Here is a 19,177-nt window from a genome sequence, read left to right as displayed (position 1 = left end):
GGTACTGTGCCTCAAGGTACGGGAGAGTAGGTCGCCGCCAGGTCTAGAAAGTGCAAACGCATACCCTTCTCAAAAAACACATAAGCCCTCCATACGGAGGGCTTTTTTGCGTTTGAAGGCCCAAAATTTGTCGCGATTTGGCGGCATGAGGTGGGCCAGTCAGTTTTTCGTTCCCATACGCGAATGAACGTTTCACGTCGTACTCTTCTCTCTATGCTCGGCGCCAGCGCCGTTGCGCCGGCCCTCGTACCAACCTCCGCTTCCGCGCTATCGCTGATGGATCCGTTCAACGTCGCGTCGGCGATGGATGGCGGTGTCGTCAAGCTGGGAGATGGCATAGCCTATGCCGGTGGCCCGCGGAGCCTCCTCGACGTCTATAGTCCCCAAAACCCGACCGGCAACGCGCCGGTCGTGATGTTCATTTATGGCGGCGCCTGGAAGATGGGCGAGCGCTGGGAGTATGAATTCGTGGGGCGCGCGCTGGCGTCGCGCGGGTTCGTGACGGTCATTCCCGACTACCGGCTGGTTCCCGAGGTCGCCTATCCGGCGTTTCTTTACGACTGTGCAGCGGCTGCGGCCTGGATCGAGAAGAATATCGGGGCCTATGGCGGGGACAAGGGCAAGTTCTTTCTCGCCGGGCATTCGGCGGGTGCCTACAACGCCGTGATGCTGGCCCTCGATCCGGCCTATATGCGCGATGTCGGTGCCGGGCTGCGGGTCAGTGGCGTTGCCGGGCTCGCTGGGCCTTACGATTTCTATCCCTTCACATTCGGCGAAGTGCAGGACGCGTTCGGTTCGGCGGCCAATCCCGAGGGAACCCAGCCGGTCAAGATCGTGACGCCGGAAGCACCACCGATGTTTCTCGCCTCCGGTATCAACGACATGATCGTCAAGCCGGTCAATACGCACAATCTGTCCGAGAAGCTGCGCGAGGCGGGGATTGCCGTCGATGAGCGCTACTATGAGAGCATCGGGCACATGGAGATCGTCACCTCGCTCGGCGCGATGATGCGCTGGCGGGCGCCTGTGCTCGAGCACATGATCGGGTTCTTTGCCAGCCTTAACGCGCTCGCTTGAGCCGGCTTTAGCGTTTCAGCGCCAGGCAGTCTTGGATAAAAGCCCTTTCGGCTGCAAGGCCGGCCCATTCGTCCGCATCCGGACCGTCATAGATCAGGGTGAACGGTCCGCGATATCCGGCCTTTTCGCAGGCTGCGATGCAGGCCCGGTAGTCGCCCGTATCCATTCCCGAGACGGTGTCGAAATGCGCCTTGGCGTGGGTATCGATGGCACGTCGCAGGAGCGTTTCGAGATCCCGATATTTGCCCGCATGCGTCCAGTTGCCAAAATCGGTGAGCAGGTCGATCGTCGGCGAAACGCGATCGAGAAGGTAAAGAACTTCGTTGGGGCCCGGTGTGAGGTCAAACCAGTTCTCCGTGCACAAGGACACGCCTTGGTGGCTTGCGAAATCTGAAAGCGCCGAGAGATGCCGCACGCTCAGCGCGAGTGCCTCCGCCGATGGAGGCTGTTTCCCGGCAATGACACGCGCATGCTGTGCGCCGAGCTGCGCGGCGGTGTCGACCCAGCCGGCGACCCAGGCGCTATCGCGTTCGTGGTGGGCAGGATCGGTAATGTCTCCGTCGTCGATCAGCAGCATGCCGAGCGTGACGTGGGCGGCATCGAGTGCCGCGCGCAGTTCCTTCAGGAAGGCCGGGGAGCGGCTTTCGAGGTGGAAGTGGCACAGATGCAGCCGGGCATAGCCATTGTCAGCAAGCGCCGCCGGCAGGTCGCGCATGGCGATTTCGCCGGTTCCCCAGCGCTCGTCCGATTTTGCGCTTCGCCCAGGAGCATCCCACCAGCAAAGACCGATCGTGCGATGCAGGCTCCAGGTTGAAACTGAAAAGCGCGCGCTATTGTCTGTTGTCATGAACTGATTCCTCCCGGCGCCATGAGACAGAAAACAGACTGGCGCGGCAAGCGGCCGACGGGGAATTTCAGCCGTCCGCGAGGAACCGGTTCAGCCGCTCGACGCCCTCGGCAATCCGTTCGGGGCGAGCGGCATAGCACCACCGCAGCCAGCCTTCGCCTTCGGGGCCGAACGCACTGCCCGGAGCGAGGCCCAGCCCGTATTCCCTCACCAAGGTCTTGGCGACCGCCATATCATCGGGTCGTCCGTCAATCCGGAAGAAAGCGTACATGGCGCCATCGGCGTCCGGCACCTCGATTCTGCCGGTGGCGGCGAGGCCTTCGAGCAGGGTGGTTCGGGCAGCGCCCAAAGAGGCCTTGAGTTGGTTGACTGCGTCTTCGCCTTGTGGATCCGTCAGTGCCGCAATGGCGCCCCGTTGCGCGAAGGCGGGCGTGCAGGAGGTGTTATATTCGATCACTTTGGGCACGTCGGACATCATCGGCTCGGGAAGGGTGAGCCAACCCAGCCGCCAGCCGGTCATGCGCCAGGCCTTGGAGAAGGAATTCACGAGGATCAGCCGGTCGTCGGGTTCCGCGTGGCGGATCATTGAGGCGGCAGCGTCGGTGCCGTCGAAGACAAGGCGTTCGTAAACCTCGTCGGAGAGGACCCAGATGCCGTGTCTGCGACAGTGTTCGAGGATCGCTTTCTGGTCCTCGGGCCGCATGGTGAAGCCTGTCGGGTTGTTGGGAGCGTTGAGGATCACGAGTGTCGTATCGGGCGTCAGCGTTTCGATCAGGCGGCCGGTATCGAGCGTCCAGCGGCCGTTCTCAATCGTCAGGGGGTGCCGGACGACCTCGGCGCCGATGAGCCGCGGGCCCTCGGCGATATTGGGCCAGACCGGCGTTACGACGACGGCTTTGTCGCCCGGCGAGAGGACAAGCTGGCCCGCGATCATCAGTGCCGAAACGCCCGAGCCGGTCACAGCGATCCGCTCCGATGCCAATGCTATCCCGTGCAGGCGGCTTTCATATTCTGCAATCGCTTCGCGCAGCTGGGGCAGGCCGAGATTGTGCGTATAAAAGGTTTCGCCTTCAGCGAGCGCGTTTTGCGCGGCTTCTCGGATGAACTGCGGCGTCGGTTCGTCGCTCTCGCCGAACCAGAATGCTGCGATGTCGCTGCGCCCCATACCGGCATTGGCGATGTCGCGGATGCGCGAGGAGGTGAGGGCGGCAACGGTGGGCCGGACGGTCGGGCTGAAGGACATTTCGGTCAGTTCTTTGCGCGGCGCATGCCGAAGAGCGTTGCGCCGGCGACGCCCAAGGCCACGATAGCGATGATGATGGTGGCGAGGGCATTGACGTCGGGCGACACGCCGAGTCGGATCTTCGAGAAGATCACCATCGGCAAGGTCGAGGCGCCAGGGCCGGAGACGAAACTCGCGATCACCAGGTCGTCGAGCGAGAGCGTGAAGGCCAGGAGCCAACCCGAGATCAGTGCCGGGGAGATAATCGGCAGGGTGATGTCGAAAAACACCCGCAGCGGCGTTGCGCCCAGATCGAGTGCGGCTTCGTCGAGCGAACGGTCCATATCGACCAGCCGCGAGCGGACAACCACGGTGACATAAGCCATGCAGAAGGTCGTGTGGGCGATGACGATGGTCGTAAAGCCCCGGCCTGCCGGCCAGCCGAACGCCGCTTCCATAGAGACGAAAAGCAGCAGGAGCGAGAGCCCGGTGATGACCTCGGGCATCACGAGCGGGGCCGAGGCCATGCCGGTCAGTGCCGTGCGGCCCCGGAAATGCCCGAGCCGCGTCAGCGCGATACCCGCCAGTGTGCCCAGGATGGTGGCAATCGTCGCACTGGTTGCGGCGATCTGCAGACTGAGCCACGCCGCGCCGAGGATCTGCGGATCGCGGAAGAGTTCGCCATACCATTTGGTCGAAAAGCCGGTCCAGACGGTGACCAGCTGGCTCTCGTTGAAGCTGAAGACGATGAGCGAGACGATGGGCGCGTAAAGGAACACGAACCCGAGAACCGCAACGATGGGGATGAACAGCCCGCGTCTCATGCGCCCTTCTCCACGACCGCGTTCTGCGCCCGGGCGAGCAGCATGATGGGGATGAGCAGAAGCACCAGCATCATGATCGCGACCGCCGCCGCGGAGGGCCAGTTGCGGCCCGAGAAGAACTCGTCCCACAAGACGCGCCCGATCATAAGCGTATCGGCACCGCCCAATAGCGAGGGGATGACGAATTCGCCGATGGCGGGGATGAACACCAGCATGGAGCCGGCGATGATGCCAGGCATCGAGAGCGGCAGGGTGACGGTGAGGAAGGTGACGAAGGGTTTGGCGCCCAGATCCCCGGATGCCTCGATCAGGCTCTGGTCGAGCTTGACGAGCGTCGTAAAGAGCGGAAGCACCATGAAGGGCAGGTAAGTGTAAACGATGCCGATATAGACCGCGAAGGGCGTATAGAGCATCTGTACGGGCGCATCGGTCAGACCTATGCCTTGCAAGAGCTGGTTGAATACACCGTTCTGCCCGAGGAACCCCATCCACGCGTAGACGCGCAGCAGGAACGACGTCCAGAAGGGCAGGATGACAAGCATCAGCAAGAGATTGCGGTATTTCTCGTCGCTGCGGGCGATGAACCACGCCATGGGGTAGGCAATCAGGAGCGTGATTATCGTTGAAATGCCCGCGATCTGCACCGAGCTCAGATAGGCATTGGCAAAGAGCGGGTCCTGGATGGGGCGCAGGAAATTGGAGATGTGCAGGGTGATCTGCAAGACGCCTTCTTGCGTCCACGCCAGCAGCGGCTCGTAAGGCGGGCGGGCCAGCGCGTAGGTCGAAAAGGCGATTTTGAGGACAACGAAAAGCGGCGCAAGGAAGAACAGCGCGAGCCAGAGGGCCGGGGCAGCGATCACCGCCGTCCGTCCGGACAGCCCGAAGCGCCGGAGGGTGTCCGCCAGACGCGGGCGGGGGCGATCGGGGATTTCGGCGTCGGCGCTCATGAGGTCAGTACCGCGCCGGCGTCGGATGCCCAGGAGACAAAGACTCTCTCATCCCAGCGGATGCCGTCCTCGTCATAGCGCGAGGCATTGGTCTTTGTGACATGCACGCGTTTGCCGCTGTCGAGCATGACCCTGTACATTGAAATATCACCCAGATAGGCGATGTCCTGGACCAGGCCGTGGGTGATGTTGGCGTCGCCCTCGGGGCGCTCGCGCGAGAGCACCATTTTCTCGGGACGGATCGCGTACCAGAGGATCTGTTCGGGTGCGCAGTCGACGCCGTGGCCGACATAGATGTCACAGCCTGCCTCCGAGCTGGCGTCGATGCGGATATGGTCGTCCTCGTCCTCGGTGACGACGCCCTCGAACATGTTCACCGTGCCGATGAAGTCGGCGACGAAGCGCGTGTTGGGGAATTCATAGATTTCCTGCGGCTCGCCGATCTGGGCGATCTTGCCCTCGTTCATCACCCCGATCCGGGTCGCGAGCACCATGGCCTCTTCCTGGTCGTGGGTGACGACGATGAAGGTAACGCCGAGGGTCTCCTGAATTTTCACCAGCTCGTACTGCGTATCTTCACGCAGTTTCTTGTCGAGCGCGCCCAGAGGTTCGTCGAGCAACAAAAGCTTCGGCCGCTTGGCGAGTGCGCGGGCGAGCGCGACGCGCTGGCGCTGACCGCCGGAAAGCTGATGCGGCTTGCGGGCCCGGAAGTTCTCCAGCCGCGTGAGCTTCAAAAGCTCGCCGACGCGTTCGGCGATCTCCGTCTTGGGCAGCCCCTCACGCTTCAGCCCATAGGCGATGTTGTTCTCGACCGTCATATGCGGGAAGAGCGCATAGGACTGGAACATCATGTTGACCGGACGCTCATAGGGCGGAACGTTGGCCATGTCCTGTCCGTCGATTTCGATCACGCCGGCGGTCATTGTCTCGAAGCCCGCGAGCATGCGCAAAAGGGTGGACTTGCCGGACCCCGAGCCGCCCAGAAGGCAGAAGAGTTCGCCCTTGTAGATGTCGAGCGAGACGTCGTCGACCGCGTAGACGTCACCGAAGGTCTTGGTGACGTTGCGGATGCGTACGAAGGGTTTGGCGTCGGGATCACGCCAGGGGCGCGTATCGGCGGCGATCTGCGGCTTTTTCAATGAAGTCTGGTCCCCAAGCGCGGAAAAATACGTCGGCAGGGCAGCATGAACCGCCCTGCCGATCAAGCAGGTAAAGGGCTTATTGCCCGGTCTTGATGCGCGTCCAGGCGCGGTTGAGCACCTGGTCGAACTGCGGGGTGTGGCTCTTGAGCGCGTAAAGGTTGGCCATCACCTCCTCGGTCGGGAAGATCGCGGGGTCACCGGCGATCTCGGGGTCGACCATGTCCATCGAAGCCGCGTTGGGGTTCGCGTACCAGACATAGTTGGTAATGTCGGCGGCGATTTCAGGCTTTAAGATGAAGTTGATGTATGCGTGGGCGGCCTCGGGGTTCGGAGCGTCCGAGGGGATCGCCATCATGTCGAACCACAGGCTCGCGCCTTCCTCGGGGATCACATAGGTGATCTCGTTGCCCTGACCGGCCTCTGCGGCGCGGTCGGCGGCGATGAAGACGTCGCCCGAATATCCGACGGCCAGGCAGATGTCGCCATTGGCCAGATCGGTGATGTACTGGGAGGAGTGGAAGTAGCGGACAAAGGGCCGCACAGACGCGATCAGCTCTTCTGCCGCGGCAAGGTCATCCGCGTTCTCGGAATTGGGGTCGAGCCCCAGGTAGTTGAGCGCCGCGGCGACGATTTCGACCGGCGCATCGAGCACGGCAATGCCGCAATCCTGAAGCTGCGCCGCGATTTCAGGATCGAACAGCAGGTCCCAGCTTTCGAGCGGGCCGTTTTCGCCCAGCCGTTCGGTGACCATGCCGACATTGTAGCCGAGCGCTGTGGTGCCCCACATGTAAGGCACGGAATATTCGCTGCCGGGGTCGTGGGTTTCGACGATCTCCATGATCCGCGGGTCGAGGTTTTCCATATTGGGCAGGAGCGACTTGTCGAGCGGCTGGAACAGGCCAACCTGGATCTGGCGCTCGAGGAAAAAGCCCGAGGGCACGACGACGTCGTAGCCCGAATTGCCGGCAAGCAGCTTGGCTTCGACGATCTCGTTGGAGTCGAAGACATCGTAAACGGGGGTGATACCGGTCTCGGCCTCGAATTTTGCGAGGGTATCTTCAGCGATATAGTCCGACCAGTTGTAGATGTTGACGGACTGCGCGTTGGCACTCGTGGTCGCAAGAAGCGCAATGCCGAGCGTTGCGAGGAGGGGCTTGTGCATGAGAGGAGTGGTCCTTCCTTTGAAATAAAGAAAAGCAATTGGTGGCAAACACGCCGCGCGAGGAGCTACCTTTGGGGCATTCCAACCACACGGCACTCCCTTCGCCGCTTCACCAATCGAGTACGGGGTGGCAAATCCCCGCGGACGGACCCGACCGCTCTGCATAAAAAGGTCGAAATCCGCATTAGCGTTTTGTGGGCACGCTGAAAAGCGAAAATCGCGGGCCGACGAGACCGCAGCGTGCAGATTTTTCGTTGCAGAGGAATGAAATGCAAATCCGGCCTTTCGCGCAAGTGCCGGGACCGCGTTCTCGCCAAAACAAAAGCCCCCGGGAGCGGCGCTTCCGAGAGCTTGCGCTGTCGTTTTCGACAGATGAGGCCTATTCGACTTCGTTGGCCGGCAGTGCGTTGAGCTGGCCGTATTTTTCCTCGCCGATCTTGGCAAGGAGGTCGAGTTCGGTTTCCAGGAAGTCGGCGTGGCCTTCCTCGTCGGTGAGGAGGTCTTCGAAAATTCGCTGGGACACGTAGTCCTCGACATCGTTACAAATCTTGCGGGCCTCTCTATAGGCCTTGATTGCCTCGATTTCGCCAGCCAGATCGGCTTCGAGCACTTCTTTTATGTTCTGGCCGATTTTCAGCGGAGCAACACGTTGAAGGTTGGGATGGCCCTCAAGGAAAATGATGCGGTCGATCAGCTTGTCGGCGTGGTGCATCTCTTCGATGGATTCGGCACGCTCTTTCTGGGCGAGGCGCTTGAAGCCCCAGTCGTCCAGAAGACGGAAGTGAACCCAATACTGGTTGATCGCGCCCAGCTCGAGGAACAGCGCATTGTTAAGCTGCTCGATAACCGTTTCGTTGCCTTTCATTATCACCTCCGTTGCGCATACGCGAAGTGCTCTTCGGGAGCCCCTTCAGTCGAGCCCTAACGTCGACGAGATTGGCTGCGTTCCCCTCAAGCATGAGGTGATAATTCTCGGTGACCTTTTGGATAATGTCCACAATGTTCGGCACGCAGCCGCAGCATTGTCCCCGCTTGCCTGCTTCCCGGTAGATTTGCGCGGGCACGACGAGCTGCCAGGGGTCCTCATCGAGAATCCCGACGACGATATCTTCGATATCCTTGGTCGTGATCAGGTTGCACTGGCAGACGAGCATACAGAACCGTGAGAAGGTTGCGAGTTTGCGTCGATAACTGCCCCTTACATACGGCTTAAAATGTGATTGTCAATGTCAGCTTTGATCCCGGGTGTGCTGCGACCGGTCACCCGGGCGTGTCGGAATCGTCGTTCCCGTCCGGCTGGTCCTTCCAGGCGATGAAAAAGACATAGACCGCATAGGCGCCCAGCCCGCCAAAGATCAACGCCCAGCCGATATTGCCGTGATAAAGGTCCCACCCGGCAAACGCGGCGCAAATGGCCACCATGAGGACGCGGCGCCATTTGGGGCGGAACCAGGGGTGGTTGATATCGCTGGCCACGAGGGCTCCTCCTTTAATTTGGCGGTGGTTTTGGCACGGCGCGTCGGCAACCGCAAGCTTATGGTTGGCCGGCTTAACCGGCCGACCACTCGAGGATATCGCTCAGATCGATGGCGCGCCGGGCCGTGAGATCGAGCATGCAGCTTGCGCCGAAGACGGACCGGATGGTGCCGTCGCGCCAATAGTCGTATGCGAAGGCGCATTCGGCGTCGCGAAAGGCAATCCAGGCGCGCTGGGCGTCGCGCAGCGACTGGGTGCGGTCAGCATCGAGCGTTTCGAGGACGGCGGCGTAGGTGTCGTTGAGGCGCTTGTCCCACCAACTGGTTTCGCGGGCCGCGCATTCCACGATCCCGATGGTCGTCGATCCTTCAGGGGTTTCCTGGCAGAGTTCGGAAACAGTGCCGATGCAGGTGGCGGCGAGACTTTCCCCGCCCGATGCGCCCGCATTCTCCACACACTCCGTGAGCATCTTGTCATCTTCAGGTGTGAAGCCCGTTTCCTGCGCGGCGGCCGGCATTGTGCAGGCTGCCAGAATGGCAAGAGTTACAAAGCGGCGCATCGTAGAACCTCCCCTAATGCGGTGTAATTTGCGCGACGAGCCATCGCGCATCGGAGAAATATTCGCGGTGGATCAGAAAGCCGACCGTCCCCACCGTTACCACCAATGCGACCCAGGCCGAAACGTACCAGGCGACCATGGGGATCGCGAAATAGTAGGCGCGGATGCCGGCGTTAAAGCTTTGCGCCGCCTTGGCATTGATCCGGGCGATGACGCGGACTTCCTCGGGCGGCGAGGGGCGTGTGTGGTCGAGCCCCCCGACGAGGATGCAGAAGTGGTTGAACTGCCGCAGCGAGAGCGTGAAGCTCAGGAAGGCCGAGACGAACAGCACCAGCATGACGATGTTGTGCACCTGCAGGTCCGCCACCGAATAGGAAAAGCCGAAGGTGACGGTCGAGAGCGCGGGTGCGAATTGGGGGAGCTGCCCGATGACGGTGAAGAGCGCGAGGATCAAAAGCGCGGTGGTCGAGGCAAAGAACGATACCGCGCTCATGATGTTGCCCGAAAGGATGCCGTCGAGCGGGCTTTCGCGCCGGGTTGCCTGGGTTACCCAGTTGAAGCGCTGCTCGTTCATCAGCATCGAGAGCGAGGGGCGCCGCGCGTCGATGATCCGGGCGGCATGTTGATAAAGATAAAGTGCCAGGAGTGGAAAGAGCGAGGCGGCGAGCGCAATTGCGTTCATTGTAGCGGCGGATCCCCAAAAATCGAATCTGACCGAGCATACCCCTGGATACGGGCGGTGACGAGGTGCGCGTTCCTGCCGTGAACGCGATGGGGAAGGGCGCGGGTAAATTTCGGCAACAATCCCAGCACCTTGCCGCAAACTTATCCCCGCCCCCAAAACCCCTGCCATACTTCTCCTCACGGCCGCACCAAGGGCGAGGATGCATACGAGCTTCCGGTGAGGGCAGGATTGGAGAGACGGGATGCGTGGGGTTGAGCCGAGACCTCATTAGGTCCCGCGGCGCTCCGGGATTGTCCGCCAGGCCGGTTCGGGTCCGATGGAGGTCGCTCCAGCGGAGGCCCAAAGGGTGCTCACTCGCGCCAAGGCGACACGTCCCCCGATGCGTCGGGCCAGGATCAGCGCGCCATACCCTCGAAAGAGGGAGGGGATCGTCCCCGGCGGGGTATCCATAAGCCTAAAGCCCGGATGTATGCGGCGAGGCGTGCCTCGCTTATCTATAACTACACAGTATGAGGCCACGTCTCGCCGCATACCGCCCACTTTCATAACTCCCGAGGCTTCAAGGCCGTCGGACGTTTCGGCGCGTCCTATTGAACGGCGCCGATCAAATGCTCCCCACCGTCCTGAGCCGCACGCGCGGGTGCACTTCGTTCTGGCTCATCACCACGGTTTGCGGCCGGAAGCGTTCGATGATCGAGCGGACGTGCGGGCGGATTTGCGGAGAGGTGATGAGGACCGGAATTTCTCCGTTCTGCGCCGCCTTTTCGAACGCGCCCTGAATGCCGGCGATGAACTGCTGGAGCTTTGAGGGCGCCATGGCGAGGTGCCGTTCCTCGCCGTCGCCAACCATGGCTTCGGCGAAGTCGCGTTCCCAGTTGGGCGAAAGGGTGATGAGCGGCAGGGTGTTGTCGTGCGCCATATTGGCCGCGCAGATCTGGCGTGCCAGACGAGAGCGGACGTGCTCAATGATCTGTGCGGTCGAGCGCGCGCCACCGGCAATCTCCGCGATGCCCTCGAGGATGGTGGGCAGGTCGCGGATCGACACACGCTCGGACAGAAGCCCCTGCAGGACGCGCTGAATGCCTGAAACGCTGATCTGGGAGGGCACGATATCCTCGACGAGTTTCTGCTGGTCCTTGTCGAGCCCGGCAAGCAGCGACTGGACGTTGGCGTAGCTGAGAAGATCGGCGGTATTGGCCTTGAGGACCTCGGTCAGGTGCGTCGAGATCACGGTCGAGGGGTCGACGATTGTCAGGCCCTGCACTTCCGCTTCGTCGCGAAGCGCGGGGTCGATCCAGGTCGCGGGCAGGCCGAAGGTCGGCTCGGTGGTGTGCTGCCCGGGGAGTGTGATCTGGTTGCCGTAGGGGTCCATCACCATCAACTGGCTCGCAAAGACGGTGCCGTGCCCCGCCTCGACCTCCTTGATCTTGACCTTATAGACATTGGGTTCGAGCTGCATGTTGTCCAGAATGCGCACCGAGGGCATGACGAAACCCAGCTCGGTGGCAAGCTGGCGGCGGAGCGCCTTTATCTGTTCGGTCAGCCGATCCGAGCCGGAATCGTCCTCCTTGACGAGGCTCAAGAGCCCGTAGCCGAGTTCGAGCTTCAATTCGTCCATCTTGAGACTATCGGTGATCGGCGCTTCGGCGGGCGCACTCGCGGCGGCCGCCTGCTGGGTGGCCTGCTGCTGCAAAGCTTCGCGGGCCGTTGCCTTGGCGCGCTTGTTGGTGGTCCATGCGAGGTAGCCGACTGCGGCGCCGAGCGTCACGAAAGGAACGAGCGGCATGCCCGGGACAAGCGCCATGAGGAACATGACGCCCGCCGACATCGCAAGCGCGACGGGGTAGCCGGTGAACTGGGTCGTGAGCGCCTTATTGGCCGAACCGGTCACGCCGGCCTTCGAAACGAGGATACCGGCGGCGGTCGAGACGATGAGCGCGGGGATCTGGGAGACCAGCCCGTCGCCGATCGTCAAGAGCGTGTAGTTCGAACTTGCCTCGCCCAGAGACAGTCCCATCTGCAGGGTGCCGATGATGATGCCGGCGATGACGTTGATGAAGGTGATGAGAAGGCCGGCAATCGCGTCGCCGCGCACGAATTTGGATGCACCGTCCATCGCGCCGAAAAATGCGCTTTCGTCTTCGAGGGTCTTGCGGCGTCCTTTCGCCTCGTTTTCGTCGATCAGGCCTGCGGAAAGGTCGGCGTCGATGGCCATCTGCTTGCCGGGCATGGCGTCGAGGTTGAAGCGCGCCGCGACTTCCGCGATACGGCCCGAACCCTTGGTGATGACGATGAAATTGACGATCAGAAGGATCGCGAAAACGATGATCCCGATGACGAAATTGCCCCGGGTGACGAAATTGCCGAAGGCCTCGATGACGTTGCCCGCCGCCTCGGTGCCGGTGTGACCGTCGGCCAGGATCAGCCGTGTCGAGGCGAGATTGAGCGCCAGCCGGAGCATGGCGGAGACGAGCAGCACGGTAGGGAAGGCAGAAAATTCAAGCGGCGTCTGGATGAAGAGCGCCGTCATGAGGATCATGACCGAAAAGACGATCGAGCACGCCAGCATGATGTCGAGCAACATCGGCGGCATGGGCAGGATCAGCACCGAAAGGATCACCACAACGCCGATCGCCAGCCCGGCATTGGACTGGCGAATGGTCTCGATGATCTCGCTGATCCGGCCGAGCGGCGCGGCGGACGAGTTGGCGGTGGGCGTCGCGTCGGTCATCTGGCGGTCTTATATTCAGGCGGCGCTGAAGCGTTGTTCGCCGGGCGCGGGGACCTGTATCCCCTCGTCGGCGTACTGGTTGAGCTTGTTGCGCAGGGTGCGGATCGAAATGCCGAGGATATTGGCGGCGTGCGTGCGGTTTCCGAGGCAATGGTTGAGCGTATCGAGGATCAGTTCCTGCTCGACCTCGGCTACGGTGCGTCCGACGAGCGCGCGGTTGGCCGCGTCGGCCGCCTGCGCCGCCTGGGACGCGAGCGAATGGGCCTGCGCGGCCTCGGACAACCCCGTGCCATCGGGCATCAGGATGGCGTCGGGCTCGATGACGTCGCCCGAGGACAAGAGCACCGCGCGGTGGAGGGTGTTCTCGAGTTCGCGCACGTTGCCATCCCAGGGCGCGCGCAGAAGTTCCTCGCGGGCGGCCTGGGAGAGGACGCGCTGGGTGAGGCCGTTGGCCTGGGAGTACTTGGCAACGAAATGATCCGACAGAGCGACGATGTCGCCGGGGCGCTCACGCAGCGGGGGGAGCTTCAAATTGACGACGTTGAGCCGGAACAGAAGGTCTTCGCGGAACCGGCCCTCGCGCACTTCGGTCTGAAGATCGCGGTTGGAGGTGGCGAGGATGCGGATATTGACCGGAACGGGCTTCGAACCGCCCACGCGGTCGATCAGGCGTTCCTGAATGGCGCGCAGCAGCTTGGCCTGCAGGCGGAAATCCATCTCGGAGATTTCGTCGAGCAGCAGGGTGCCGCCATTGGCTTCCTCGAACTTGCCGATGCGGCGGGCGACGGCGCCGGTGAAAGCCCCTTTTTCGTGCCCGAAGAGCTCGCTTTCGAGGAGGTGTTCGGGGATCGCCGCGCAATTGATCGAGATAAAGGGCTGCGCGGCGCGGCGCGAGCGCGCGTGGAGATACTTAGCCATAACCTCCTTGCCGGTACCGCTCTCGCCGGTGATCAGCACCGAGGCGTCGGAGGCTGCGATCTGGTCGGCGAGCTTGACGACCTTGGCCATTGCCGGATCCCGGTAGAGGAAATCCGAGGACTCCTTGGCGACTGCGGCGATGACGGCGGCAATCAGGTCCGCGTCGGGGGGCAGGGGGATATATTCCTTGGCGCCGGCGCGGATGGCGTTGACGGCTGCGGCGGCGTTGGTCTCGGTGCCGCAGGCGACCACCGGGATATGGATGCGCTCAGCGTCGAGCTTGGCGAGCAATTCAGGGATGTCGACCATGACGTCGACGAGCAGCAGATCGGCACCCTTGCCCGAGCGCAGGGAGGCGAGGGCGACGTCGATGTCGGCCGCGTGGGCGACCCTGGCGCCGCCCTCCATGGCCATTTTCGTCGCCTGACTCAATTGGCCGTCGAGGCCGCCGACAATCAATAAGCGCATGGTGTTCTGTCTCCTCGGCTCTTTTCTAGGCCGCTTTGATGATTTCAGTCATGGTGACGCCAAGCCGGCCTTCGACGAGGACGATTTCCCCGCGAGCGACGAGCCGGTCGTTGACATAGATATCGATGGCTTCGCCCACCTGGCGGTCGAGTTCGACCACGGTGCCGACGTCCATCTTCAGAAGGTTGGCCACAGGCATCTTCGCGCGTCCGAGCACGACCGAGATGCGTACGGGAACGTCGAACACCGCTTCGAGGTCGCCAGCGGACCTTTCGCTGCCTCCGCCGGTTTCCTCGTCATCGATGTCGGCGAGCATTTCCTCGAAGGTGATGCCGTCGGGGCCGCCGGGGGCGTCGTCTTCTCCGGCCATGGTCTAGTCTCCCTGGTTCTCTTTGGCGCCGCGCGCCGAAAGATAGGCGGAAATTCGGGTGTTGATGTCGCTCGAGATGGCGTTCATGTCGCGCACGAGCCCGCCATCGGCCCATTCGATCCGGCCGTCTCCGAGCTTGACCTCGGGATCGCCCATGACGACGAGGCGGCCCGAAAATCCCGACGTGCGGATGCGCTCCTCGGTCGCGGCGCGCACCGCGTCGCACAATTCGGGATGGCACCGCACGACGAGGTGAGGTGCGTGCTCGAGGGAGCCGAGGCACTCGTGAATGAGTGCGGTCAGCTCCGCATGCGGCTGACGCGCGATCAGGTGCGCGGCGAGCTTGCGGGCGATCGACGCCGAGAGGGCGACTGCGTCGCGCAGGTTTTCCTTTTGCCGGGCATCGAGCGCCTCGAGGACCTGCGTGGCGTTGTCGGCGAGCTTGGTCGCAGCCTTGGCCAAGGCGTCGGCAGAGCGCGCGGTGGCACCGGCCTCGCCGGCGGTGAAGCCTTGCTCGTAACCCGAACGCCGCGCGTCTTCGAGCATGGCCTGGAGTTCGTCCTCGGGCAGCGTGCGTACCTTGGTGCGCGCACGGGCAAGGTCGAGGTCGAACGTGAATTTGGCGGGGGCGGCGGCACTCATTGGATCATCTCCTCGTCGGCCTTGCCCTTGTTGATGACGATCTCGCCGCGCGCGGCGAGATCCTTGGCAGTGTTGACGAGGCGGCTCTGGGCCTCGTCAACGTCCTTGAGGCGTACGGCGCCCATCGCGTCCATGTCGTCGCGCATCATGGTCGAGGCGCGGGCCGACATATTGGAGAAGAAGAATTCCTTGGCGCCATCCGACGCGCCCTTCAGCGCGAGCGCGAGTTCCTTCTTGTCGAAATTCTGCAGGAGGGTCTGGATTGCGGCGGATTCAAGCCGCGTCAGGTCGTCGAACGTGAACATCAGCGATTTGATGCGCTCGGCGCTGTCGCGGTTGATGTCCTCGAGCGCGGTCATGAAGCGCGCTTCGGTCTGGCGGTCGAACGCGTTGAAGATGTCGGCCATCTGCTCGTGACTGTCGCGGCGCTGCGTGTGGCTGAGGGTCGACATGAATTCGGTGCGCAACGTGGCCTCGATCTTTTCGAGGATGTCCTTTTGCACCGGGTCGATCGAGAGCATGCGCTGAACGACGTCGAGCGCGAGTTCCTCGGGCAGAACCGAGAGTACGCGTGAGGCGTGGTCGGGCGATATTTTGGTCAGCACCACGGCGATGGTCTGGGGGTATTCGTTCTTGAGGTAGCTCGCGAGAATGTCTTCTTGGACGTTGGAGAGCTTTTCCCAGATGTTGCGACCCGCAGGGCCGCGGATTTCCTCCATGATCTGGTCGACGCGATCCTGGGGCAGGAACGAGAGCAGCAGTCGTTCGGTCGTATCGGTATTGCCCGACATGGCGCCCGAGGACGACACGCTCATGATGAACTCGCCCAGTAGCTCGTCGAGCATGTCTTGGGTGATAGGGCCGAGACGCACCATGGCGCGCGAGAGCTGACGGATTTCGATCTCGTCGAGTTCCTCCCAGATCGGCTTGCCGAAGTCCGGGCCGAGCGCGAGCAGCAGAACGGCCGCCTTCTCGTCGCCCGAGAGGTTGCGCTGGTTCTTCGCGTCGTTGACGACGAGATTCTTCTGGGCCGAATCTTCGGAGCCGCCGGGGATTTGTGGGTTCGCTAGAGCCATGGTTTACGCTGCACTCGAAAGCCAATCGCGGACGATCAGCGATGCCTGTTTGGGGTTTTCCTCGACGAGTTCGCCGACCATCTTGATCGCCTTGACCTGGCTTTCCCCCATGGACTTGGCCTGTTCCATCCAGGCCTGGGTCGCGGCCTCGCGAGCCTGGGCCGCGGCGACCAGCGCCTCCGAATTGTCCTCTTCCTCCTCCTCGGTTTCGACGGCGGCGGCGGGCGGCAGGGCGAGCGGCCTGGCTTCGGGTGCCAGCACTTTCTTGATCAGCGGCCGCATGATGAAGAGCACCAGGGCGAGGGAAATAAGCAGGGTGATCGCCATTTCGGCGAACTTCATAAGGTCGTCGCGGGTGAAGTCGAACAGCCCCGGCGCGGCGGTGCCGACCTCGATGTCCGGGCGCTGCGCGAACTGCATATTGACCACTTCGATCTGATCGCCGCGATCCGCATCGAAGCCCATGGCGGTGCGCACAAGCGCAGTGATCTGGTCGAGCTCCTCGGCAGAGCGCGCCTCGTAGGTCGGGTTGCCCTGGGCGTCATAGGTATAGACGCCGTCGACGACCACCGCGACCGACAAGCGCTTGATGTCGCCTGCCTCGTTAACGGACGTCTCGGTGACGCGAGAAATCTCGTAGTTCGTGGTTTCCTCAAGCGTCGTCGAAAGCTGCGAGTTCGTACTTCCGCCGGCATTCTCGCTGGCGCCGGGCAGCTCGTTGGCAACAGTCACTTCGCCGGTATTGCCCGCGCCGGTGGCCTGATCCTCGGTTTCGCGCAGCTGGCTCGAGCGCGCGACCTGGCTCTCGGGATCGAAGGTCTCGGAGGTAACCGTCGAGCGGTTGAGATCGAGTTCGGCGGACACCTGTACGCGAGCGCGGCCAGCGCCAACCACGCTGGAGAGCAGTTCCTCGATGCGGGTCCGCATACGGCTTTCGATGCCGACTACGCGTTCTTCGATGGCTTGCGCCGTGACGCTGGTCTCATCGGTGCCCGTGCCCGAGGCGAGCAGCGTGCCGGAATCGTCGACGATCGAGACTGAATTGGGCGTAAGTCCTTCGATGGCCGAGGCGACAAGATGCTGGACGGCGGCGATTTCGCCAGAGGAAAGCTGACCGCGGACCGAAAGGACGATCGAGGCGGAGGGTTGCTTCGTGTCGCGGGAAAAAAGCTCACGCTCGGGCAGGACGAGGTGAACCCGGGCAGACTGAACGCGGGCGAGGGAGGAAATCGTGCGGGCGAGTTCGCCTTCGAGAGCGCGGACATGGTTGATATTCTGGACGAAGCTCGTCGCACCCAGAGCGGACTGCTGGTCGAAAATCTCGTAGCCCATCTGGCCGCGCTGGGGGAGGCCGGACTGTGCGAGAGTCATGCGGGTGGTCGTTATGCTGTCGCGCGGGATCAGGATCGTGTCGCCCTCGCCGCGGAGTTCGTACGCCATGCCCATGGCGTTGAGCTCGGAGACGATAGCGGCCGAATCCTCGAACGTCAGACCCGTATAGAGCGGGGCCATCTGCGGGGTGGTCGAACGCATGATCAGGAAGGCGAAAAAGCCCAACAGCATGACCGCAACGACGGCCATCGCGGCGATCCGGGCGACGCCGAGCCTTTGTAGTAGTTCCCCCAAGTCCTTCACGCCGTTCCCCAAACCTTAGGCATTCTGCCAGGGGCAAATCACCCCGAATACGAACTGGGCAAAATATGCCTAGCGGATGGTAAACAAGGTCTTAACCAATCGTCGCAGAATGCGAATTGTGGCATTTCGTGCCCAATTGCGTTGGCGGCCCGTTTGGGAAAACCGCGCAATTTGGCGCAATTGCGGTGGGACGCGGGCACAAGCAAAGCCCGCCGCGCGGGGCGCGGCGGGCTTTGAAAAATCGCGTTTGATCGCGAAGTATTAACGAAGGCGTTAACCTTCGCGGTAGTGCTGAATCCAGGTGGTGCGCAAACCGGCAAGGCCATGCTTGTCGATCGCTGCCTGCCAGTTAAGGAATTCATCAACGCTCAAGGTATAGCGCTCGCACGCTTCCTCGAGGCTGAGCAGACCGCCACGGACGGCTGCAACCACTTCCGCCTTGCGGCGGATGACCCAGCGCTTGGTATTGCTGGGCGGCAGGTCGGCGATGGTCAGCGGACTGCCATCGGGACCTATCACATACTTCACGCGCGGACGCATCTGTACGGTCATTTTACTCTCAACTCAACCTGACCATAACCAGAAGCCACTCTAGCGCAGGTGGCTTAAAAATTGGCTAAGGGGAAACTTACAGGTGGTTAAGAGGTTGTGCAAAATGCACAATTTGCAGCCGTGCCGCCCGGTATACGAACGGCTTCAAGCCCGTTGAAATGGCCGTCAGGCGTCCGTTTCCTCGGGACTGTCGGCTGCTCCGATCTCGGTGACGGATGAGAGGGGCAGGCGCAGGCCGTTGACGATCAGATAGGGCTCGGTGCCACTGACGTCCACGGATTCCACGACACCTTTCATCTTGGTCGTCACATCGATCGCCTTGCCGTCGGCGTCACGGGCGTCGATGGTGATGGTATATTTTCCGGAGGTCAGCACTTCGCCGGAATTGGTGGTGCCGTCCCAAACGATCTGGTCTGTGCCGGCCTTCATGCCCATTTCCTGGGAATAGACGACGTTCCCGGATTGATCCTTGATGGTTACCGTTACGTCGTCGGAGGCTTCGGCGATCTTGTAGATCCACGTTGCCTGGCCATCGACCAGGTCGGTGGTTGCGCCCGAGGCAACGACGGTCTGACCGATATATCCGACCGCTTGGGAATTGATCTGGTTCTGGCTCGAAAGCATCATGGCTTCGAGATACTCGTTGGTCTTGAGCTGCTGCTCGACGCCGGTGAACTGCACCAGCTGCTGGGTGAACTGGTTGGTGTCCATGGGGTCGAGCGGGTTCTGGTGCTTGAGCTGCGTCGTCAGGATCGAGAGGAACGTGTCGAAGTCCTCGGCGATCGACTGACGCGAGGAGGCCATTGCGGACGACGACGATGCACGGGAAACTGAATCAACCATC

20 protein-coding genes are annotated in these 19,177 nt (G+C 62.2%); 1 reads left to right on the top strand and 19 read right to left on the bottom strand.

Features of this window, described 5'->3' with window-relative positions; genetic code table 11:
* The first annotated feature begins 183 nt into the window (after positions 1-183).
* Positions 184-1,077, top strand: coding sequence for an alpha/beta hydrolase (locus LSG43_RS12635; protein WP_231804620.1), 894 nt, complete (start codon positions 184-186; stop codon positions 1,075-1,077).
* 7 nt (positions 1,078-1,084) lie between these two features.
* Here LSG43_RS12635 and LSG43_RS12630 read toward each other — a convergent pair whose 3' ends face one another.
* From LSG43_RS12630 to LSG43_RS12540, 19 genes are all read right to left on the bottom strand, one after another.
* Positions 1,085-1,924: a sugar phosphate isomerase/epimerase family protein gene (locus LSG43_RS12630; RefSeq protein ID WP_231804618.1), complete on the bottom strand. Its 840-nt coding sequence runs from the start codon at positions 1,922-1,924 to the stop codon at positions 1,085-1,087.
* A 67-nt stretch (positions 1,925-1,991) separates the two neighbouring features.
* On the bottom strand, positions 1,992-3,167 hold the full coding sequence (locus LSG43_RS12625; RefSeq protein ID WP_231804616.1) for a pyridoxal phosphate-dependent aminotransferase: 1,176 nt from the start codon (positions 3,165-3,167) through the stop codon (positions 1,992-1,994).
* A gap of 5 nt (positions 3,168-3,172) precedes the next feature.
* Positions 3,173-3,970: an ABC transporter permease subunit gene (locus LSG43_RS12620; protein ID WP_231804614.1), complete on the bottom strand. Its 798-nt coding sequence runs from the start codon at positions 3,968-3,970 to the stop codon at positions 3,173-3,175.
* Positions 3,967-4,917, bottom strand: a complete 951-nt coding sequence (locus tag LSG43_RS12615) for an ABC transporter permease subunit (protein ID WP_231804612.1) — start codon at positions 4,915-4,917, stop codon at positions 3,967-3,969. The genes LSG43_RS12620 and LSG43_RS12615 overlap by 4 nt, the downstream gene beginning before the upstream one ends.
* Entirely contained in the window at positions 4,914-6,056 is a 1,143-nt protein-coding gene (locus tag LSG43_RS12610; protein WP_231804610.1) for an ABC transporter ATP-binding protein, read from the bottom strand. The genes LSG43_RS12615 and LSG43_RS12610 overlap by 4 nt, the downstream gene beginning before the upstream one ends.
* 79 nt (positions 6,057-6,135) lie before the next feature.
* A complete protein-coding gene (locus tag LSG43_RS12605; RefSeq protein ID WP_231804608.1) occupies positions 6,136-7,221 on the bottom strand; it encodes a polyamine ABC transporter substrate-binding protein in 1,086 nt (361 codons plus the stop codon).
* A 379-nt stretch (positions 7,222-7,600) separates the two neighbouring features.
* Positions 7,601-8,086 carry a bacterioferritin gene (gene bfr, locus LSG43_RS12600; protein WP_231804606.1) on the bottom strand — a complete coding sequence of 162 codons (486 nt, stop codon included), beginning with the start codon at positions 8,084-8,086 and terminating at the stop codon, positions 7,601-7,603.
* Positions 8,052-8,375: a (2Fe-2S)-binding protein gene (locus LSG43_RS12595; RefSeq protein WP_231804604.1), complete on the bottom strand. Its 324-nt coding sequence runs from the start codon at positions 8,373-8,375 to the stop codon at positions 8,052-8,054. Before LSG43_RS12595 ends, bfr begins: the two co-directional genes overlap by 35 nt.
* Positions 8,376-8,481: 106 nt before the next feature.
* Positions 8,482-8,697, bottom strand: a complete 216-nt coding sequence (locus LSG43_RS12590) for a DUF3329 domain-containing protein (protein WP_231804602.1) — start codon at positions 8,695-8,697, stop codon at positions 8,482-8,484.
* A gap of 73 nt (positions 8,698-8,770) precedes the next feature.
* Entirely contained in the window at positions 8,771-9,256 is a 486-nt protein-coding gene (locus tag LSG43_RS12585; RefSeq protein WP_231804600.1) for a lysozyme inhibitor LprI family protein, read from the bottom strand.
* Positions 9,257-9,269: 13 nt separating this feature from the next.
* Complete coding sequence (locus tag LSG43_RS12580) at positions 9,270-9,938, bottom strand: DUF599 domain-containing protein (protein ID WP_231804598.1); 669 nt, start codon at positions 9,936-9,938, stop codon at positions 9,270-9,272.
* A 607-nt stretch (positions 9,939-10,545) separates the two neighbouring features.
* Positions 10,546-12,672 carry a flagellar biosynthesis protein FlhA gene (flhA, locus tag LSG43_RS12575; protein ID WP_231804596.1) on the bottom strand — a complete coding sequence of 709 codons (2,127 nt, stop codon included), beginning with the start codon at positions 12,670-12,672 and terminating at the stop codon, positions 10,546-10,548.
* A 15-nt stretch (positions 12,673-12,687) separates the two neighbouring features.
* A complete protein-coding gene (flbD, locus tag LSG43_RS12570; protein ID WP_231804592.1) occupies positions 12,688-14,058 on the bottom strand; it encodes a sigma-54-dependent transcriptional regulator FlbD in 1,371 nt (456 codons plus the stop codon).
* Positions 14,059-14,083: 25 nt separating this feature from the next.
* Positions 14,084-14,374, bottom strand: coding sequence for a flagellar motor switch protein FliN (gene fliN, locus LSG43_RS12565; RefSeq protein WP_231804708.1), 291 nt, complete (start codon positions 14,372-14,374; stop codon positions 14,084-14,086).
* A gap of 57 nt (positions 14,375-14,431) precedes the next feature.
* Entirely contained in the window at positions 14,432-15,070 is a 639-nt protein-coding gene (locus tag LSG43_RS12560) for a FliH/SctL family protein (RefSeq protein WP_231804590.1), read from the bottom strand.
* Positions 15,067-16,146 (bottom strand): flagellar motor switch protein FliG, encoded by a 1,080-nt coding sequence (gene fliG, locus LSG43_RS12555; protein ID WP_231804588.1) that lies wholly within the window; start codon positions 16,144-16,146, stop codon positions 15,067-15,069. The genes LSG43_RS12560 and fliG overlap by 4 nt, the downstream gene beginning before the upstream one ends.
* A gap of 3 nt (positions 16,147-16,149) precedes the next feature.
* Positions 16,150-17,781, bottom strand: coding sequence for a flagellar basal-body MS-ring/collar protein FliF (gene fliF, locus LSG43_RS12550; protein WP_231804586.1), 1,632 nt, complete (start codon positions 17,779-17,781; stop codon positions 16,150-16,152).
* 273 nt (positions 17,782-18,054) lie between these two features.
* A complete protein-coding gene (gene sciP, locus LSG43_RS12545) occupies positions 18,055-18,333 on the bottom strand; it encodes a CtrA inhibitor SciP (protein ID WP_116654789.1) in 279 nt (92 codons plus the stop codon).
* 165 nt (positions 18,334-18,498) lie between these two features.
* The gene (locus LSG43_RS12540) at positions 18,499-19,176 is read right to left on the bottom strand and encodes a flagellar hook assembly protein FlgD (RefSeq protein ID WP_231804584.1); all 678 of its coding nucleotides are present in this window, start codon (positions 19,174-19,176) and stop codon (positions 18,499-18,501) included.
* Position 19,177 lies beyond the last annotated feature (1 nt).

The organism is Pelagibacterium xiamenense, from assembly GCF_021166475.1.
Lineage (GTDB): Bacteria > Pseudomonadota > Alphaproteobacteria > Rhizobiales > Devosiaceae > Pelagibacterium > Pelagibacterium xiamenense.
The sequence above is the reverse complement of the archived record's forward strand: the minus strand, read 5'-3'. Positions and strand labels throughout refer to the sequence as shown.

Excerpts from the sequence above, each read along its gene's own strand:
- flhA (WP_231804596.1), bottom strand. The coding sequence starts at position 12,672 with ATGACCGACGCGACGCCCACCGCCAACTCGTCCGCCGCGCCGCTCGGC.
- LSG43_RS12635 (WP_231804620.1), top strand. The coding sequence starts at position 184 with ATGAACGTTTCACGTCGTACTCTTCTCTCTATGCTCGGCGCCAGCGCC.
- LSG43_RS12625 (WP_231804616.1), bottom strand. The coding sequence starts at position 3,167 with ATGTCCTTCAGCCCGACCGTCCGGCCCACCGTTGCCGCCCTCACCTCC.
- LSG43_RS12580 (WP_231804598.1), bottom strand. The coding sequence starts at position 9,938 with ATGAACGCAATTGCGCTCGCCGCCTCGCTCTTTCCACTCCTGGCACTT.
- fliG (WP_231804588.1), bottom strand. The coding sequence starts at position 16,146 with ATGGCTCTAGCGAACCCACAAATCCCCGGCGGCTCCGAAGATTCGGCC.
- sciP (WP_116654789.1), bottom strand. The coding sequence starts at position 18,333 with ATGACCGTACAGATGCGTCCGCGCGTGAAGTATGTGATAGGTCCCGAT.
- LSG43_RS12585 (WP_231804600.1), bottom strand. The coding sequence starts at position 9,256 with ATGCGCCGCTTTGTAACTCTTGCCATTCTGGCAGCCTGCACAATGCCG.
- bfr (WP_231804606.1), bottom strand. The coding sequence starts at position 8,086 with ATGAAAGGCAACGAAACGGTTATCGAGCAGCTTAACAATGCGCTGTTC.
- LSG43_RS12620 (WP_231804614.1), bottom strand. The coding sequence starts at position 3,970 with ATGAGACGCGGGCTGTTCATCCCCATCGTTGCGGTTCTCGGGTTCGTG.
- LSG43_RS12595 (WP_231804604.1), bottom strand. The coding sequence starts at position 8,375 with ATGCTCGTCTGCCAGTGCAACCTGATCACGACCAAGGATATCGAAGAT.
- LSG43_RS12560 (WP_231804590.1), bottom strand. The coding sequence starts at position 15,070 with ATGAGTGCCGCCGCCCCCGCCAAATTCACGTTCGACCTCGACCTTGCC.
- flbD (WP_231804592.1), bottom strand. The coding sequence starts at position 14,058 with ATGCGCTTATTGATTGTCGGCGGCCTCGACGGCCAATTGAGTCAGGCG.
- LSG43_RS12605 (WP_231804608.1), bottom strand. The coding sequence starts at position 7,221 with ATGCACAAGCCCCTCCTCGCAACGCTCGGCATTGCGCTTCTTGCGACC.
- LSG43_RS12630 (WP_231804618.1), bottom strand. The coding sequence starts at position 1,924 with ATGACAACAGACAATAGCGCGCGCTTTTCAGTTTCAACCTGGAGCCTG.
- LSG43_RS12615 (WP_231804612.1), bottom strand. The coding sequence starts at position 4,917 with ATGAGCGCCGACGCCGAAATCCCCGATCGCCCCCGCCCGCGTCTGGCG.
- fliN (WP_231804708.1), bottom strand. The coding sequence starts at position 14,374 with ATGCTCGCCGACATCGATGACGAGGAAACCGGCGGAGGCAGCGAAAGG.
- LSG43_RS12540 (WP_231804584.1), bottom strand. The coding sequence starts at position 19,176 with ATGGTTGATTCAGTTTCCCGTGCATCGTCGTCGTCCGCAATGGCCTCC.